Raw genomic sequence first — 16,020 nt, 5'->3', positions numbered from 1 at the left:
TATTAAATTAATATTTATTTTTTAAACTTCCTTTATAATTTATTTCTTCGGCTTTTTTTTCTGTATTGAGTTCTTTTACAGTTTGATTAATATCAATATTTTCTCTTAATTTGTCCAATTCTTCTTCATTATAACTCATATGCATATTTGCACTTATTATAAAAGGCATATCTTCTATTTTGGAAAGTTTTTCAATTTCTTCTTCAACATTTTCCCCTTCTATTGTAATAATAATTATTCCTTTTTCTTTATCGCCTATATGAACATCACATAAATCACTTTCCATAAGATTCATATAAACCGCATCATAATGCTCAGGTTTTGTTTTAACTATTATACTTGATATATTCATTTGTTCTCCTTTAATTTCCAAATTATAATTTCTGCCGGTGAAAAACTAATAATTTCATTATTTTTAATAAATTTTAACCCGTTTAGTGCCATTGTGTGTCCTTTTAATGTTTGTATAAGTTTATTATTCATATCAAATATCGCAATATTGTTTTTTTCATTATATTGAATTGCATAATATTTTAAATTTGGTGAAATACCTGCTGCATAAGGTAAAAATTTTACGTTGTTTTCAACTGTAAAATTATCATATTTTAAATTATAAATACTTACTTTTCTGTCCTCACTGGCATTTAAAATTAAATATTTTTTAAAATCGAGAGTTAATGTTTTCCCTTTGTTAAAGCCTTTTACGGTTTTAACCGTTTTTCCATTTTTTATATCTATAATTGTTACAATACCGCTTTCATCTCCGAATGCGGCAAGATTTTTATTATTTAAAACAAAAAGGGAAAAAACATAATTTCCTATCTGTTTGTGATAAATTTCTTTTTTTAATTTCAAATCAAATAAAATTGCCTCATCAGCAAGTGTACCTATTAAAATCTTGTTTTTTGAAATATATTTTGCTTCTATTAAATTTTCTTTTGTAGAAAATATTTTTGTATAATTTTTTGTTTTAAAAATTATATAAATAGATTATTTTAAATGCATTTTCCCCCTGGGCAAGAATTAATAAATTATTATTTTCAGGCGATATATCGAGTGAATATATCGGCATGGGAATCAGTTCATCCATAAAATCGTGTATTTTTGGTAGGATTATTGTATTTATATTTTTAAGTGTTTTAAAATTTTTTATAATAATTTCACCGTTTTCAAGTCCGGCGATTAAATATTTTTTATTAAATGTAAGTTTTGAAATATAACTTGGGTATATGATTTTTTCATAAGCAAACAGATTTATAATTATCAAAAATAAAATTGTTAATTTTTTCATTTTCTTCCTTTATTTAATAATGATTTCTATTGAATCGTTTGGACAGACACCTATGCAAAACCCGCATGCCGTGCATTTATCTAAATCAATCACTGGATTAAACATTCCTTTATAAATTATTGCTTCTTTTTCGCAAATATCTTGACAGGAATAACAGATTGTATTATTCCAGGCAAGGCATTTTCTTGTATTGATTATAAATTCGGCATTTATTTTATTTTTTTTATATTCGGTTTTTAAAACTTTCCCACATGCTTTTGCACATTCATCACAAAAAGTGCAGCCGCTAAATGCAAAATTTAAAATAGGAATTTCATTATTTAATTCTATTATTTTTTCGGGGCAGGCTTTAACACAGGCTTTTTCATTACATTCAATACAATTTAAAAAATCTTCTTTTTTTTTATAATATGGAGGATATAGAAAAGATTTAAAAGGAGAGGTTACTCTCCTGAAAAAATTTCTTTTTGATTTATCTAACATTACATTCCTGTGTTTGCTTTTAAATTTTCAAATTTATTTTCAACAACAGGGTTTAATTTTGCCTGAGGAGCATGGCATAATGTACAGTTATATCTGCTTCCAGCAACTTTAGGTTCTTTTTTGTCTCCTTCAAAATTATCAACAAAATGGTCTTTTGGCATAGGTGTAACGCCCATAGCTTTTGCACTTTGAGGCATATGGCAGTTTAGACACATATTGTTTTTGATTGTAATTGGAACCATTCCTTCTACACTGTGAGGTATCATAGGGGGAGCCGTTACAAAAGATTTTTTATAAGGTTTTACCTGTCCTGGAACCGGTGCCTGATTATTATATTTTACAACCGGTAAATTTTCACTTCCGGCATTTAATGATGTTTGTCTTATACCTGTAACTTTTACTGTTTTTTCAGATGTCTTTTGAGTGTTTGCCATTTGACATCCTGTTAATATTGCCGCAGCAGTTAAAGAGCTAATTATTAGCTTTTTCATTTTTTTCTCCTTTTATGTAATTTCTAATAGAAAATTTTAGTGCATTATCTTCGCACACTTCAATACATCTTCCGCAGTTTGAACACTCAATTCCTGATATAAAATCGCTTTTTTTCCCGATTATAGGTGCTAAAACCTGAGGCTCTGGGCAAATCATCAGACAGTTACCGCAATTTGTGCAATTGTCTTTATTATGTTTTACCCTGATTAAACTTTTAGCCCCTATTATTGAATAAGTGGCCCCTAACGGGCAAACATGTCCGCACCACCCGTTTTTTAAAACAAAAGCATCGAATAAAAATATAGCTATCAGCCATACCCATCCAAATCCTAGTGAAAATGCAACACCTCTTGTAAAAATACCGATAGGACTTATAAATTCAAATGCGGCTGCGCCGCTTATAGCTGAAATTATTAAGTAAAATACCGGCAAACCAGTATCTGAAATTTTTAATCTTCATAGCACTTATTAAATTGTCTTTTTCATGATGTGTTTTTCTTCTAAGCCATGCGGCCAAATCTGTAATCATATTTACAGGGCAAACCCAGGAACAAAACGCACGTCCTCCGATAAGAGTATAAAAAACAGCAATAATAATAACTCCTACAATCATATCGGTACTTATTACAGCACCAGCAAAAAGCATTTGCAAAAATGCATACGGGTCCGTTAAAGGAATTTTGCCAAAAATTTTAGATAAACTTAAATTTCCAACGAGTATTTTCCATCCCCACGCATTAGCGCCAAAATATAAAAATAAAATTGTAAGCTGGGATATCCTTCTTAAAATTAAATATCTGTTTTTAATTACTGATTCCATTTTATACCTTGATTTAAGTTATTTAACGGGCTTTTTTTACTCCAAGGTGTTTTTGTTGTTGTTTTTGTTGATGCGTTTTTAACCCTTTGCTGGTCTTTTTTGCTCCATCCTTTAACGTATCTGTCTCCCGCTTTTCCAAGAAAAACTTCTCTTGGGAATATTTTAATGGCTGCTTTTTCGGTAACACATGCTCTTTCGCACATTCCGCAGCCTGTGCAATATTCTTCGTGAACAACAGGAATTCTGTAAGCGTGTTTTCCTGTTCTTTTATTTTGTTTCCATTCAATAGTTATAGCTTTATCTATTTCCGGGCACGCTCTGTAACATGCTGTACATTGAAGACCCCAAAAAGCAATACAGCTGCTCGGGTCTATTACAGCAACTCCCATTTTGGCATAATCGATTGCAACTTCACCTTTATCGTTTTTGCACATTTCAGGTGTTAAAGCACCTGTTGGACACGCATACATACACGGAATATCATCGCACATAAAACAAGGCCCCGTTCTTGCTATAAAAAAAGGTGTACCGATTGGAGCATTATCTCCGGGGCTTGCCAATTTTAAGGTATCAATTTCCTCTCCGTTTATTATCATCTTATTTTCTCTATTTTTACATGCTTCGACACATAATCCGCATCTTATGCATGTTTTTATAAAATCTCTCTCTTCTAATGCCCCGGGAGGTCTAAGAGTTAAAGGTTTAACCTTATCTTCTTCTACAAAAGCTCCGACAACAGTGCCGGCAACAGCAGACGCAGCTGCTGCCTGAGCCATTTGTGTTAAAAATCCTCTTCTATCCAAAATTTACCTTTATGCTTTATAAATTTTAACCGCTGATTTTTTGTAATCTGTTTCTTTACTCATAGGACATGTTGCATCAAGACAAACTTTATTGATTAATATTTTTTCATCAAACCATGGAACCATTACAAGTCCTCTTGGAGGTTTGTTTCTGCCTCTTGTCTCAACCCTTGCTTTAACTTTTCCACGTCTGCTTTCAATTACAACCAAATCAAATCTATTTAATCCGAGTGCTTTTGCATCTTTTGGATTCATATAACATAATGCTTCCGGCATAGCCCTGTATAATTCCGGAACCCTCATGGTCATAGTTCCAGTATGCCAGTGTTCAAGAACCCTACCGGTACATAGCCAGAAATTATATCCGTCTTTATCATATTTAGGGTCTTCTGGATGAACCATAAACGGTCTGAAGAATATTTTTGCTTTGTTTGCCAAATGAACTTTACCCATTGATTTAACAGGATGAGCCAAATTTCCTCTTTTAATTGTTTTTAAAAGCGGTCCGTAAAATGCAAATTTTTCACCTGGTTTTGCAAATTTTCTTGCATATGGGTCATATTCAGTGTTAAATCTCCATTTTGTTTCTTTTCCGTTAACGACAGGCCATCTTAGACCTCTTACTTTTTGATATGTATCAAAATCTGCCAGGTCATGCCCATGACCAATACCAAATTTTCTGTATTCTTCCCATAATGCTTTTTGAATAAAGAATCCATAACCAGTAAACGGTTTGCCGTCACTTCCTATAATTTCTCTGCCGTCTCCCGCTGCTTCAGTGTTTGGATGAAGTTTTCCTGTTTGTGGATTTTTAGCAATAGGATCTGGCCATGGGAAGTTTTTGCGATATTCTTCTCTATTATAAAGTACATCATATAATGTGTCTTCAGGTGAATAACCCATTTTTTTAGCTTCTTCCAATACCATACTTCTTTTAATTTAAATCTTTTTGAAAATTCTACCATTGTCCAAATATCTGTCATTGCATTTCCAGGGGCTACAACCTGCTGTCTCCAGTGTTGGGTTCTTCTTTCAGCATTACCATATGCTCCCCATTTTTCATAAATCATAGCCACTGGTAAAATTAAATCTGCCACTCTTGCGCTGACTCCAGGATAACATTCATTTACAACAATAAAGTTATCCATGGTTCTTGCCATTTTTAACCAGTGATTAGCATTTGCAGTATTTTGCCAAGGGTTGTTTACATGAACCCATGCCCATTTAATTTTCCTTGTTCCATATCCCTCATAATTTTTACAAAATGGCTTCCTACTTTTGGATTAATAGTTCCATGTGGTATTTTCCATAATTTTTCTGTAATTTTTCTGTGTTTTGGATTTGCTACTAATAAGTCTGCCGGAAGTCTGTGGGCAAAGGTTCCAACTTCTCTTGCAGTTCCACAAGCACTTGGCTGACCTGTTAGAGAGAATGCTCCGCTTCCCGGAACTGATTGCTTTCCAAGAAGTAAATGAACCATATAAACTATTTCATTAATCCAGCTACCTCTTACATGCTGATTGAATCCCATTGTCCAGAAAGATACAACTTTTCTGTTTGGATTAATATATAAATCAGCTAATTTTTTTAGTTTTGCTTTAAAACTTTCAATGCTTTCATCAGGGTCGCCTTTTGCAACGCTTGCTACATAATCAAGTGTATAAGGTTCAACCGCTTTTTTAAATTCATCAAAAGTTATTTGCCAATGGAAAAACGGTGCGTGACCTTTTCTGTGAGTCATTTCCATTTTTTCTCCGGCTTTCCATTTGCCGATTGCGCTTAATGCCACTGCTTCTTCTTCGCTTACTTCTTTTGCAGCCTGTTTTTTAATTGTTTGCATTTCTTTATCTGAATATCCAAGTTTTTTAGCTACACTTGGTTCTCTCATACCGTAACCTGTATCTACGGTTCCAGTTGCAAAGATGGTATGTTTTTTTACAAAATCCCAGTTTACGGCATTTCTTTTTATAATTTCCCTTCCGATATAATTCATAATTGCGAGGTCTGTATTTGGTCTGAAAATAATTTCCATATCTGCAAGATTTGAACATCTGTTTCTATAAGTTGAAAGATTAACTACTTTATATTTATCAGGATTGTTTAATTTTGCATCACTAACCCTACTCCAAAGAATCGGGTGCATTTCGGCCATATTCGCACCCCAGGTTATTACTGTGTCGGTAAGTTCTATATCATCATAACAACCGGCTGGTTCATCAATTCCAAATGTTTGATAAAATCCTACAACGGCGCTTGCCATACAGTGTCTTGCATTAGGATCGATATTGTTGCTTCTCCATCCGGCTTTAACTAATTTTACAGCCGCATAACCTTCCTGAATTGTATATTGGCCGGAACCGAATATTGCAACACCTGTTGGCCCCAATTCATTGTAATATTTTTTAAACTGTTTTTCCATTTCATCAAATGCCCTTTTCCAGCTGACTGGTCTAAACGGAGCATTTTTGCTGAAATTTCCATTTTCATCAAGCCTTAATAACGGCTGGGTAAGTCTGTCTGCACCATACATAATTTTTGCGTTGAAATAACCTTTAATACAGTTAATACCCCTGTTTACCGGAGCTTCTGGGTCACCTTTTACAGCAACGATTTTTCCTCCTTTTGTAGCAACCATAATACCGCATCCGGTTCCACAGAAACGGCATACGGCTTTATCCCATTGCCATCCTTCTTCACTTGCTTCGGCCTGTGCTTTTAATTCTTCCGGAACAGTAATTCCAGCTGCACTAGCCGCTGCCACTGCGGCAGTTGTTTTTAAAAAATCTCTTCTTGTCATTGACATAAGCACTCCTTTTTCGCTTTTTAACACTATTATGATACAACTTATTGACAAAAATGTTACATATTTTTATAATAAATTTAATTTTAAGGCACTTTATAAGCACATTTACGGCACTTAAAAGGCACTCTTTATGATAAAATTAAACAATTATTTTAAATAAGGAAAAAAATGAAAATACTTTTGGTAGAAGACGATGAATTTATCGGTGAGAGTATAAAAGAATATTTTGAAATGAGCGGAAATAAAGTGGATTATTATTCAACTCCCAAAAGGGCGCTTGAAAAGATTTATCCTGAGCATTATGATATATATTTATTGGATATAAATATGCCCGAAATGAACGGATATGAATTTTATAAAGAATTAAAAAATTATTCTTCTTCAACACCGGTGATTTTTATAACCGCTTATTCAGATGTAGAACATATTGAAAAAGCCTTTAATATCGGTGCTGCCGATTATATTAAAAAACCTTTTGATTTAAAAGAGCTTGAACTGAGAATAAAAAGGCTTGTTTTCAAAAAAACGGACAGGATAAAAATTACAGCAAATTATTCATTTGATATAAAAAAATTAAAACTTTTTTATAATGATAAAGAAGTGGAACTTACCCCCAATGAGAAATATTTTTTGGAAATTCTGGTTAAAAATATTAACAATGTTGTAGATTCCGAAACAATTAAAGATTATGTCTGGGAAGAAAAAGCCATTTGTGACAATACTTTAAGAACACAGGTTAAAAAATTAAGGAGTAAATTAAAAGAAAATTTTATTAAAAATGTAAGAGGATGCGGATATAAAATTGAAAAAAAACAGTGAATTTAAGTTTGATTTAACAATAGCCTTTGCTTTATTTGCCTTTTTGATAATTATTGTTGTTATATACATAAGTATATATTTTTTTACAAACATTGAAAATGAAAATTTTCAGCAGAATGTAATTTTATATGCTAAAAATTTGGTAAAAGAATATAAAACAAAAAAGCAAAAAGCTGTAAATAAGGCTATTGCAATATCAAAAAGTCCGTTAATTTCAAGTGAGTTTAACATTAATGAAAATCTGCTTTTCGGGGTTTTTAAACTTATTCTTTCAAGTGAAGACAATATATATAAAATTTCTTTGATACAAAACAATAAAAATATTTATTGTAAAAAAAATAATTCTATAGCGTGTTTAATAAATCAATCACAAAAACCGAAATTAAAGACTTTGATTTTAAAAGAAAATATAAAAAATCATAATGTTGTTTTTAATATTTCGGTGCCTCTTAAAAATAAAGTTTTAAATATTGTTTATAAATATAAAAATATTTTTGAAAAATATAACGATATGTTTAACATTATGGTTATAGATAAAAAAGGAAAAATCTATTACAGTGATTTTACAAATGTCAAATATATATATGACATATACGGATACCCTGTTGTAGATTTAATGAAAAAATCCCAGGGGTTTATAAGTAATGATATTTATGTGCTGAATTTTAATAACAAATATAACGTTATTTTTTTACAAAACAAGAAATTAATCCGGGAAACAAGTGATATCTCCAAAAAACTGGCAATTGTTATGATGATTTTATCTGTTTTTGTCGCAGTTCCTCTCGGAATATTCTTTTCAAGACCTTTATACAATTATTATAACGAACTTGATAAAAGAATAGATAAAGAAGTGGCAAAAGTAAAAGAGAATGAACAGCTTTTAATGCAGCAGTCCAAACTTGCTGCTTTGGGAGAGATGCTTGGAAATATAGCGCATCAGTGGAGACACCCTTTAACACATCTTTCGCTGCTTATTCAAAATATTGAAATAGCATATAAAAAAAATAAAATAGATGAAAAATATATCCAAAATTTTAAAAATAAGGCAATTAAACAGATAGAATACATGTCCAAAACGATAGACGATTTCAGGAACTTTTTTAAAGAAGATAAAGAAAAGAAAGAATTTAATATCAATGAATCTGTTAAAGAAGTTCTGTTTTTATTGGAAGGAAGACTTAAAAATTACAATATTGATGTGGAATTAATTGAAAAAAAAGAAAAAAATATTATAGGCTTCAAAAATGAATTTTTACAAGTTATTATGAATATAATTAATAATGCTATCGATGTTTTGAATGAAAGAAATATAAAAAATAAAAAAATCTGGATTAAAATAGGAGAAAAAATAGAAATAGAAGATAATGCAGGAGGTATTAGAAAGGATTTAATTGATAAAATTTTTGAACCTTATTTTACAACCAAATTTCAATCCCAGGGAACGGGGATTGGGCTTTATATGAGTAAAATTATTGTTACAAAGCATTTTAACGGTAATTTAGACGCATATAATTCAAATAACGGGGCGGTTTTTGTAATAAAAATTTAAAAAGCACTTTTTAAGCACGAAATATATATATAATATCAATAAAAAAAGGAAATCAATGAAAAAAACAACACTCGGCGCATTGATTATAGGCGCAATTATCGGGCTTGGAATTTCGTATTTTGCAGCAGTAATGGTTGATGTGACAGGGACGCCTCAATTTTGTGCAAGCTGTCATGAAATGAAACCGGAGGTTAGCAGTTTTGAATTCAGTGTTCACGGAGGAAACAATCCTCACGGATTTTCAGCCCATCATTGTACCGATTGCCATTTAGATCATTCAAGTTTAATGTCTTATTTGATTACAAAAGGAATAAGCGGGACAAGAGATGCAATGGCTCATATAGGGCTTATTAAAAGAGTTGATTTTAAAGAAAATTTCTGTGAAATGGATCATTATGTATATGATAATGCGTGTTTGCACTGCCATAAAGGAATAGAGGAACTTAAAGATAAAAACCACGTTGTCGGACTTGATGATAATATTCAAAAAATTCATAAAATGTATTATTGGAATGTTAAAGAAAACGGTGGAAAAGTCAGCTGTGTAAAATGCCATAACGATTATACAATGCCTAATTTTGCTCATCCTAATCTTTTAGAAAATTTATCTTCCGAGAAATCGGAATAATTCCTTTTTTATAAACTTAATCGGTATTCATATAATTTTTTTGTTACAATACAGAAAAAAAAGGTAATTAAATGAAAAAATGGTTGTTTTTAATAGTTGCTGTTTTTGCTTTTGCAATAGATTGGAGCGGTAAAGTTAACTGGGCTATGGGTTTTAATGCGGCAAAAAATGTTGCCTCCCAAGAGCATAAACTGATTATGGTCGATGTATCACTTACAAACTGTCCTCCATGCAGATATCTTGCCACAAAGGTTTATACAGATGATAAAGTAGCAGGTTTTATTAATAAAAATTTTGTGCCGGTGTTTTATCTTGCGGACCAGGATAATCTGCCTTTGATGGTTCAGAATTATTTTACAGGTTCAACCCCTACAATACTTTTTATTAAACCAAATGGGGAACTTTATTATAGAATGATAGGTGCGAGACCACCCCAGATATTTTTAAAAATCCTTCATGATGTAAATCAAAAATATAAGGCTGGGAAATGATAAAAAAAATATATAATTTTTTCTTTTCTATTGAACTCGCGGTAATACTTTCTTTAATCTTTATTGTTGCAATGGGAGCTGCTACTCTTTTAAAAACAGATTTGCAGGCCTGGCAGTATGTTTACGGCACCAAATGGTTTGAACTTATTATGTGGCTTTTGGGAATTAATTTAACAGGGGTAATGTTCAGATATAAAACTTATAAAAAGACGCCTATATTCCTTCTTCATCTTTCTGTAATTGTTATTTTACTTGGTGCAGGAATTACAAGATATTTCGGATATGAGGGAAATTTACATTTAAGAAACGGGCAAAGTGCAAATCAAATAACCGTTATTAAAAACAGGGCTAGACCTACTGATATTGAAATTAAGGATTTGGGTTTTAGGGTAAGGCTTGATAAATTTGTTTTAAAACATTATCCGGGAAGTATGCAGCCCAGCAGTTATGACAGTTTTGTAACAATAATAGATGGGAATAAAAAAATTCATTATCATATTTATATGAATCATATTTTAGTTTATAAAGGATACAGGTTTTATCAGGCAAGTTATGACCCGGACGGAGGCGGAAGTATACTTTCAGTCAATCACGACCCCGGAATGTATGTGACTTATTTTGGTTATCTGTTAATGGCAATAGGCTTTTTAGCAAGTATGCTTTATAAAAAAAGCAGATTTCAAATCACCGTTAAAAAATTAAAAACAGGGGGTCTTTTTTCATTGTTGTTATTTTTAACATTTCCCCACTCGGCGAATGCTTTTGATATTGATTCTTATATACAAAAATCTAAATCTATTGAATCTGTATGGGAGAGAATTTTGGTGCAAAAAAGCGGCAGAATTGAACCTATGGATACGTTGGATTTGGATATAGCGCATAAAATTACAAAAAAATATAAATTATTGGGAATGGATTATAATCAGATAGTTATGGGAATGCTTGCAAACCCACAATATTTTCAAAAACTGCCCCTTATTTATATAGGGCATCCTAAAATAAGAAAACTCCTGCATTTAAAAGGAAAATATGCACCTTATATCGATTTCTTTTTGCCTAACGGGGATTTTAAATTTACAAAAGAGGTGAATAGGGCTTTTGATACACCCGATATTCAAAAAACACAGTTAGACAGGGAATGGATAAAAATAAACGAAAGGGTTTATGTCTCTTTTATGGTTTACACTGCTCAGATTTTTAAAATTTTTCCAACGCCTGATTCAAAAAAAATGAATAATACATGGTTTTCTCCTTATCAAATTCAAAAAAGTGTAAACAAGGGTATGATGGACCCTTTCAGTGCCACTGCATATTTGAATGTATTTAATTCTTTGGTAAACAGTATAAAAATTTTTGATATAAATGAAATGAAAAAAGCGGCAGATGATATTTATAAACTTCAAAAAACATATACACCCGATATACTTCCTTCCAAAAACAGAATAGAATGGGAAATTAAATACAATCATTTACAAATTTTTCCTATGCTTATAGGCATTTATTCTACACTTGGACTCATTATTATTATTTTAGGATTTATTGAAGTTTTAAGACTTAAAAAATATCCGAAAACCGAACTTTTTTTTGTAATTTTAGGTGCATTGGCTCTTTTGCTTCATACATTCAATATGGGGCTTAGATGGTATGTGGCAGGGCATGCCCCCTGGTCTGATGCGTATGAATCAATTATATTTATTGCATGGGGTGCCGCTTTTGCATCGCTTGTTTTCTTTAGAAAATCAATGCTTGCACTTGGTGCCGGATTATTTGTAGCTGGGATGTTTATGATGGTTGCGCATTTAAACAATATTGACCCTCAAATTACAAACCTGGTCCCGGTATTAAAATCATACTGGCTTTTGGTTCATGTGGCGGTGATTACCTCCAGTTACGGATTTTTAGCAGTCGGGGCGATGCTGGGTCTTCTTAATCTTGTTTTGTTTGCTGTTAATAAAGACAAACTAAAAAAACAAATTAAAGAATTCAATAATATCATTTATATCGCTTTATATATAGGTTTGGCCTTGCTCAGTGTCGGAACATTTCTTGGCGGTGTTTGGGCAAATGAAAGCTGGGGAAGATATTGGAGTTGGGATCCGAAAGAAACATGGAGTTTAATTTCAATGGTGGTTTATGCACTTATAATTCATGCTAAAATGATGCCAAAACTCAGAGGTGAATTTATTTTTTCATTATTGGCTTTTTTGAGCTTTTTCTTTATTTTAATGACATATTTCGGAGTAAATTTCTATATTGCTCAGGGACTTCACAGTTACGGTCAGGAAGTGGTAAACGGATACGGATGGATTAATATTATTTTTGCCGGAATGGGTGCCTGGTTTGCAGTGGTTATTTTAGGGCTTGCGATGGTGCTGTACCAAAAGGTAAATAAGCCGCTTAAAATAGAAAAAAACGAATATTCGCCAAAGGCTTAAAATGTATTTTATAATAAGTTTTAATTACAGAAATTCAGATATAAATTTAAGGGGAAAGCTTGCCAATTTGAAATTGGAAGATTTTAAAGATTTCAAAGAAGTAATGCTACTTAGCACATGTAACAGATTCGAAGTTTTTTTTGATCAAAAAAGAGATTTGAATGAGCTGTTTGAAAAAGCTTTTTCAAAGGTAATTACAAAAGAAGAATTTACCAGTGCCGAAATTTATGAAGGTAGAGATGCTATAAGGCATACTTTTAGGGTTGCTGCAAGTCTGGATTCGATGGTTGTAGGTGAAGCACAGATTACAGGGCAGCTTAAGGAAGCTTTTTTAAAAGCTTATGAAAAACATTATATGGCTCAGGATTTGACAAGACTTATTCATTTTTCTTTTAAATGTGCAAAAAAAGTCAGAAATCAGACACAAATTTCAGAAGAACCTGTTTCTGTGGCATCAATTGCCGTAAAAAAAGCAAAAGACAGACTCGATAATTTAAGCGGTTATTCCGCTGTTGTTGTGGGAGTTGGGGACACAGCCAAAATTGTATGCAAAAATTTGATAAAAGAAGGTGTTAATATAATTTTGGTTAACAGAACCGTGGAAAACGCATTTGCACTTAAAGAGGAATTGGGAGATGAGGTGAATATTGACGTGCACCCTTTGGAAAAACTGCCAAAACTTATAAATAATTACAGACTTCTTTTTTCAGCTACCTCATCAAAAGATCCTATTATAAAAAAAGAACATATTAAAGTGACAAATTATCAAAGAATCTGGTTTGATTTGGCAATTCCCTGCGATATAGAAATAACAGAAAATGAAGCCATAGAAATAATTAAAGTCGATGATTTGAAAAATATATCAGAAAAAAATTTGAAAAAAAGAAAAAAAGAACTTGTTTTTGCAAATGATTTAATAGAAAAATGCGTTGTTGAATTTTATAAATATCTTCAGTCAGTATCAATTGAACCTATTATAAAATTTTTGCAGGCTAAATCTAAAGAGTGTGCTGGGGCTTCGTTGGAAAATGCTGTGAAAAAAATATATTCCGGCTGAATATAAAGAGGAAGTGGAAAAAGTACTTCATAATGCATTAAAGGTTTTTACTACAATCCCAATATAACTCTTAAAAATAAGCTGATTCCCGGAACGTTGATATTTTAGTTTCATCTTTAAAAAGACTTTTTAATTTAAAAGGTGATATTTTGGATATTAATAAATGTGATTATCATATGGATAAGGGGATACTTAAATAGTGAGTAGTGAGTTGTGAGTTGTGAGTAGTGAATGAAAGGAATAAGATGATTTTTATTGATGCCTGTTTTGGGAAAAAAACTCCATATACCCCTGTTTGGATGATGAGGCAGGCGGGGAGGTATCTTCCTGAATATATGGAAATTAGAAGGAAAGTCGGTAATTTTTTGGATATGACAAAAAATCCTGAAATTGCCGCTGAAATTACTATTCAGCCTGTGAGACGCCTTAATGTGGACGCTGCTATTTTATTTAGCGATATACTTAATCTTCCAATGGAAATGGGTTTACCTCTGAGATTCGAAAAAGGGGTCGGTCCCGTTTTTGACAAAACAATAGATTCTGAAGAAGATATAGACAGACTTGATTGTAAGGCAGATAAAAAAATATCTTATGTGTATGAAGCTGTAAAAATAATAAGAAGTGAATTAAGTAAAGAAAAGGCTTTAATCGGGTTTTGCGGGAGTCCCTGGACAATTGCCACATATATGGTGGAAGGAAGGGGAAGCAAACAGTATGCAAAAATAAAAAAGTTTGTTTATACAAATCCTATGATGCTCCACAGACTTCTTGCTTTTAATACCAGGGAATTAATTGAATATCTTTCAAATCAGATTATATCCGGAGCGAACGCCGTAATGGTTTTTGACAGCTGGGGCGGTGCGCTTGAGAGGGATAAATTTTTTGAATTTTCCTGGAATTATATGAAAACAATTTCAAAAGAGATAAAAGAAAAATATCCAAATGTTCCTGTAATACTTTTTAGTAAAGGTGTAGGGCTTTATATGAGTGATATGGACGGGGATTTTGATGTATTGGGGGTTGATTGGAATACGCCAATGGATTATGCTCTTGAAATTTTTCAAGATAATTATACCCTTCAGGGAAATATGGAACCGACGCGTCTTTATTCAAAAAGTGCGACAAAAGAGGCTGTTGAAAAAATTGCTAATACAATGCAAGGGCACAGACATATATTCAATTTGGGGCATGGAATCTTACCGGATGTGCCTGTGGATAATGCAAAATATTTTGTGGATTTATGTAAAGAAATTACGTTAAAAAGAGGATGAAGGATTTAGGAATAAGGATTAAGAAAAATAAAATGTACAGTGAAAAAGGAGAATAAATGAATTTAAGAAGATTAAGACTTAATGCTAATATCAGGGATTTGGTAAGGGAAAACTATATTACAAAAAATGATTTAATTATGCCTGTTTTTATAAAAGAGGGGCTTGATGGTAAAAATGAAATTCCTTCAATGCCGGGAATTTATCAAAACGGGGAAAATGCTTTTTTGGATGAAATAAATGAGTGTATAAACCTTGGAATAAAAGCCGTAATTTTGTTTGGAATCCCAAAACTAAAAGATTCATGCGGAAGCGATGCTTTAAGCGAAGAAGGCCTGATTGCCAGAAGTGTAAGAAAAGCCAAAGAGACTTTCGGCGATAAAATAGCCATTATTACAGATTTATGTTTTTGTGAATTTACTGACCACGGGCACTGTGGAATTATTAATCCGAAACTAAAAACGGTTGATAACGAGGCAACCCTTGAAATCAGTGCAAAACAGGCACTAATTCATGCCAAGGCAGGAGCAGATATGATAGCACCGAGCGGTATGATGGATGATATTGTTATTACTTTAAGAGATGCTCTTGATAATAACGGATTTTCGCATATTCCGATTATGAGTTATTCAACCAAATTTGCTAGTGCATTTTACGGACCGTTCAGGGATGCCGCTGAGAGTGCACCTGTCGCAAACGAATATCTCCCAAAAAATAGAAAAACATATCAAATGGATACGGCAAATGCAAGGGAAGCTTTGCTTGAAAGCTTAATAGATGAAGAACAAGGCGCTGATATTTTAATGGTAAAACCTGCTCTTAGCTTTATGGATATTATAAAAACGGTTAAAGAAAATACACTTAAGCCTCTTTGCGTTTATAATGTAAGCGGGGAATATTCCATGGTAAAAGCGGCAAGTATGAACGGTTGGATGGATTATTCTACATTAATGATGGAAATTTTAACAAGCTTTAAAAGAGCCGGGGCCGATATGGTTATAAGTTATCACAGTAAAGATGCGGCGAAAATATTAAATTGAAAATGAAAAGTGAAGAATGTAAAATTAAAAAATTGTAT

General features: G+C 32.3%; 14 protein-coding genes and 2 pseudogenes. 8 read left to right on the top strand and 8 right to left on the bottom strand.

Translation table 11 applies throughout. The features are described from left to right. Nucleotides 1-7 precede the first annotated feature (7 nt). The 8 genes and pseudogenes from DZ64_RS0102065 to napA all read right to left on the bottom strand — a co-directional run bounded on the left by DZ64_RS0102065 (nucleotide 8) and on the right by napA (nucleotide 6,686). Nucleotides 8-352, bottom strand: coding sequence for a chaperone NapD (locus DZ64_RS0102065; protein ID WP_024789241.1), 345 nt, complete (start codon nucleotides 350-352; stop codon nucleotides 8-10). Beyond that, nucleotides 349-855, bottom strand: a complete 507-nt coding sequence (locus tag DZ64_RS10450) for a hypothetical protein (protein WP_024789240.1) — start codon at nucleotides 853-855, stop codon at nucleotides 349-351. Before DZ64_RS10450 ends, DZ64_RS0102065 begins: the two co-directional genes overlap by 4 nt. Nucleotides 856-970: 115 nt before the next feature. Then, nucleotides 971-1,291 (bottom strand): hypothetical protein, encoded by a 321-nt coding sequence (locus DZ64_RS0102055; RefSeq protein WP_024789239.1) that lies wholly within the window; start codon nucleotides 1,289-1,291, stop codon nucleotides 971-973. 9 nt (nucleotides 1,292-1,300) lie between these two features. After that, the gene (locus DZ64_RS0102050; RefSeq protein WP_024789238.1) at nucleotides 1,301-1,774 is read right to left on the bottom strand and encodes a 4Fe-4S dicluster domain-containing protein; all 474 of its coding nucleotides are present in this window, start codon (nucleotides 1,772-1,774) and stop codon (nucleotides 1,301-1,303) included. Continuing rightward, nucleotides 1,774-2,265, bottom strand: coding sequence for a nitrate reductase cytochrome c-type subunit (locus tag DZ64_RS0102045; protein ID WP_024789237.1), 492 nt, complete (start codon nucleotides 2,263-2,265; stop codon nucleotides 1,774-1,776). Before DZ64_RS0102045 ends, DZ64_RS0102050 begins: the two co-directional genes overlap by 1 nt. Beyond that, nucleotides 2,246-3,086: pseudogene (gene napH / locus DZ64_RS13980) on the bottom strand (quinol dehydrogenase ferredoxin subunit NapH). Before napH ends, DZ64_RS0102045 begins: the two are co-directional and overlap by 20 nt. Further along, the gene (napG, locus tag DZ64_RS0102035; protein ID WP_024789236.1) at nucleotides 3,074-3,889 is read right to left on the bottom strand and encodes a ferredoxin-type protein NapG; all 816 of its coding nucleotides are present in this window, start codon (nucleotides 3,887-3,889) and stop codon (nucleotides 3,074-3,076) included. Before napG ends, napH begins: the two are co-directional and overlap by 13 nt. A gap of 9 nt (nucleotides 3,890-3,898) precedes the next feature. After that, nucleotides 3,899-6,686, bottom strand: a pseudogene (gene napA / locus DZ64_RS13975) (nitrate reductase catalytic subunit NapA). A 174-nt stretch (nucleotides 6,687-6,860) separates the two neighbouring features. On the opposite strand from napA, the gene DZ64_RS0102025 reads away from it, so the two are divergent. The 8 genes from DZ64_RS0102025 (at nucleotide 6,861) to hemB (ending at nucleotide 15,982) form a co-directional block, all read left to right on the top strand. Beyond that, entirely contained in the window at nucleotides 6,861-7,511 is a 651-nt protein-coding gene (locus tag DZ64_RS0102025; protein WP_024789235.1) for a response regulator transcription factor, read from the top strand. Further along, nucleotides 7,495-9,063 (top strand): sensor histidine kinase, encoded by a 1,569-nt coding sequence (locus tag DZ64_RS0102020; RefSeq protein WP_024789234.1) that lies wholly within the window; start codon nucleotides 7,495-7,497, stop codon nucleotides 9,061-9,063. Before DZ64_RS0102025 ends, DZ64_RS0102020 begins: the two co-directional genes overlap by 17 nt. A gap of 55 nt (nucleotides 9,064-9,118) precedes the next feature. After that, nucleotides 9,119-9,691 carry a NapC/NirT family cytochrome c gene (locus DZ64_RS0102015; RefSeq protein ID WP_024789233.1) on the top strand — a complete coding sequence of 191 codons (573 nt, stop codon included), beginning with the start codon at nucleotides 9,119-9,121 and terminating at the stop codon, nucleotides 9,689-9,691. Between the two features lie 71 nt (nucleotides 9,692-9,762). Then, nucleotides 9,763-10,182, top strand: coding sequence for a thioredoxin family protein (locus tag DZ64_RS0102010; RefSeq protein WP_024789232.1), 420 nt, complete (start codon nucleotides 9,763-9,765; stop codon nucleotides 10,180-10,182). Next, nucleotides 10,179-12,617 carry a cytochrome c biogenesis protein CcsA gene (ccsA, locus tag DZ64_RS0102005; protein WP_024789231.1) on the top strand — a complete coding sequence of 813 codons (2,439 nt, stop codon included), beginning with the start codon at nucleotides 10,179-10,181 and terminating at the stop codon, nucleotides 12,615-12,617. The genes DZ64_RS0102010 and ccsA overlap by 4 nt, the downstream gene beginning before the upstream one ends. 1 nt (nucleotide 12,618) lies before the next feature. Continuing rightward, on the top strand, nucleotides 12,619-13,674 hold the full coding sequence (gene hemA / locus DZ64_RS10435) for a glutamyl-tRNA reductase (protein WP_051429983.1): 1,056 nt from the start codon (nucleotides 12,619-12,621) through the stop codon (nucleotides 13,672-13,674). 245 nt (nucleotides 13,675-13,919) lie between these two features. Continuing rightward, nucleotides 13,920-14,945 carry a uroporphyrinogen decarboxylase gene (hemE, locus tag DZ64_RS0101995; protein WP_024789230.1) on the top strand — a complete coding sequence of 342 codons (1,026 nt, stop codon included), beginning with the start codon at nucleotides 13,920-13,922 and terminating at the stop codon, nucleotides 14,943-14,945. A gap of 56 nt (nucleotides 14,946-15,001) precedes the next feature. After that, on the top strand, nucleotides 15,002-15,982 hold the full coding sequence (hemB, locus tag DZ64_RS0101990; RefSeq protein ID WP_024789229.1) for a porphobilinogen synthase: 981 nt from the start codon (nucleotides 15,002-15,004) through the stop codon (nucleotides 15,980-15,982). The last annotated feature ends 38 nt before the right edge of the window (nucleotides 15,983-16,020 follow it).

This window comes from Lebetimonas sp. JH292 (assembly GCF_000523275.1).
GTDB lineage: Bacteria > Campylobacterota > Campylobacteria > Campylobacterales > Nautiliaceae > Lebetimonas.
The sequence above is the reverse complement of the archived record's forward strand: the minus strand, read 5'-3'. Positions and strand labels throughout refer to the sequence as shown.

Excerpts from the sequence above, each read along its gene's own strand:
- DZ64_RS0102065 (WP_024789241.1), bottom strand. The coding sequence starts at position 352 with ATGAATATATCAAGTATAATAGTTAAAACAAAACCTGAGCATTATGAT.
- DZ64_RS0102055 (WP_024789239.1), bottom strand. The coding sequence starts at position 1,291 with ATGAAAAAATTAACAATTTTATTTTTGATAATTATAAATCTGTTTGCT.
- DZ64_RS0102050 (WP_024789238.1), bottom strand. The coding sequence starts at position 1,774 with ATGTTAGATAAATCAAAAAGAAATTTTTTCAGGAGAGTAACCTCTCCT.
- DZ64_RS0102045 (WP_024789237.1), bottom strand. The coding sequence starts at position 2,265 with ATGAAAAAGCTAATAATTAGCTCTTTAACTGCTGCGGCAATATTAACA.
- DZ64_RS0102025 (WP_024789235.1), top strand. The coding sequence starts at position 6,861 with ATGAAAATACTTTTGGTAGAAGACGATGAATTTATCGGTGAGAGTATA.
- DZ64_RS0102015 (WP_024789233.1), top strand. The coding sequence starts at position 9,119 with ATGAAAAAAACAACACTCGGCGCATTGATTATAGGCGCAATTATCGGG.
- DZ64_RS0102010 (WP_024789232.1), top strand. The coding sequence starts at position 9,763 with ATGAAAAAATGGTTGTTTTTAATAGTTGCTGTTTTTGCTTTTGCAATA.
- ccsA (WP_024789231.1), top strand. The coding sequence starts at position 10,179 with ATGATAAAAAAAATATATAATTTTTTCTTTTCTATTGAACTCGCGGTA.
- hemA (WP_051429983.1), top strand. The coding sequence starts at position 12,619 with ATGTATTTTATAATAAGTTTTAATTACAGAAATTCAGATATAAATTTA.
- hemE (WP_024789230.1), top strand. The coding sequence starts at position 13,920 with ATGATTTTTATTGATGCCTGTTTTGGGAAAAAAACTCCATATACCCCT.
- hemB (WP_024789229.1), top strand. The coding sequence starts at position 15,002 with ATGAATTTAAGAAGATTAAGACTTAATGCTAATATCAGGGATTTGGTA.